The sequence below is a fragment of the Enterococcus sp. S183_ASV_20 genome, from assembly GCF_018919685.1.
Classification (GTDB): Bacteria; Bacillota; Bacilli; order Lactobacillales; family Enterococcaceae; genus Enterococcus; species Enterococcus faecalis.
In genome coordinates, this window is sequence record NZ_JAHLRI010000130.1 from 1 (window position 1) to 1,650 (window position 1,650).

A 1,650-nucleotide genomic window follows, 5' to 3' on the forward strand; every position below is an offset into this window, starting at 1 on the left:
TAGGTGCTTTTGGTTCCGCTACCATAATTTGCGAAAAAATAGTTATAGGTCCTGACTTTTTTGGGAAGCCCCAAGAGAGTTGCATAAAAAAAGTTTCATTTAGTTTCTATAAATTAAATGAGTGGATGAATCTTCCCATATGGAATAGTGATTATGACCATTCTAAAGACGTATATATGATTTGGCATAAAAAAATTCCGTTGAGAGAATATAGAATTGAGGAAATAAAAGGCTCACTAAAAGAAAATTATGTATATAGCCAGCAAAAATCAATTGAAAATATCAATATCAGTATTCGTATTGAAAATTTTTATACATTAATTTTTGATAATGGAAAGAATCTAGATGAAGTATATGAATGTATATATAAAGTAGTTCAATTTTTTTATGTGTTATTTGGTTCTGAACTCCCTGTCAAATTTATAGAGTTTGAATATGGATCGATAAATATAGGTAACAAAGTTATTGGAAAAAAATATAGGATGTATGTCAGGCAGAATGCTAAAGTTCAATCAAGAAAGCTTAGACCTTATGAGCTATTTCCTTATGCCACAATAGCCGATAATTTATCAAAATATATTAATAATTGGTTCGCATTTTATGCAGATTTAGAGACTATTATACAGACATATGTAGGAGACTTACAACTTACATCCTTTTTAGAAACACAGTTTCTCAATGCTTGTAGAAATGTAGAAATTTTTCATCGAATATATTTGGAGAAAGAAAAGATAGAAGGCCCTGAAATTGTGTTTATGAGAAAAAAACTCATGGAAATTGTAACAGGGGCAGAAGAGCCCGTCAGAAAATACTTTTCTGAAAGAATAAATTATACGGGAGAAGAAACACTCTCGAAAAGAATAAAAGAAAGCTTAAAAGTTGTTCCGAACCCTATTCTAAAGGAAACTATCTTATACAGATCTAAGTCACTATCCGATTCTAAAACTAGATTTGTGAGAGCGTGCGTGAATACAAGAAATTTCTTAACACATGGCAGTCAGGATAAAAGCAAATATCAACCCATTTTTGAAAAAGAAAATCTATATATGGCAACAAAAATTTTAAATACTTCTCAAATGTCAAATTAAGTTAGACAAATCATCATCAGCTAAATAGCTCAAGAATACTTCTAACGGTGTCTTGTAATTCAATGATTTCCTTGGAATGTGATTTCTTTTTGATACCACCGATTGGATAAAGGTTTCAGATACACCATTAAAATCCATAGCTTTATATAAAACATCTTTACATAATAAGCCATTTGAATGTTCATTCAATCCTCGTTGAGAAGGTGTTCCTGGATCCGCAAAATAAATTGAAATATCGTTGGTATTACTAATCTTTTTCCAATTCGAGAATTCTTTTCCACTCATTGGTAAATCGTGAGTGTCAAAGGTTTTATCTTTAAACATTCGATACAGTGTACGTACCGAACAAGCAATAGGAAACTCCGCTCGACCAATAAGGACATCAGGAGCCCACCCTTGAGCCACCTTTTTTTGAATGTATTCCTGTTGCTCATCTGATAACATAATCGGATGTCTTCCGCAGTTACGTTTGTTTTTCTTATATTGTTTATAGTAGCTCATTGCGCTTCCACCAGATTTAAGAAAACGATAGACCTTATAAATAGTTTGTCGAGAACGTTGT

The 1,650-nt window shown here is 31.8% G+C and carries 1 protein-coding gene and 1 pseudogene; one reads left to right on the forward strand and one right to left on the reverse strand.

The features are described from left to right. On the forward strand, nucleotides 1–1,088 hold a 1,088-nt coding region (locus KQI94_RS15935; protein WP_216454637.1), incomplete at its 5' end, for a HEPN domain-containing protein. Here KQI94_RS15935 and KQI94_RS15940 read toward each other — a convergent pair. Beyond that, a pseudogene (locus tag KQI94_RS15940) lies at nucleotides 1,080–1,650 on the reverse strand (IS30 family transposase); the annotation flags it as partial. The gene KQI94_RS15935 and the pseudogene KQI94_RS15940 sit on opposite strands and share 9 nt — an antisense overlap.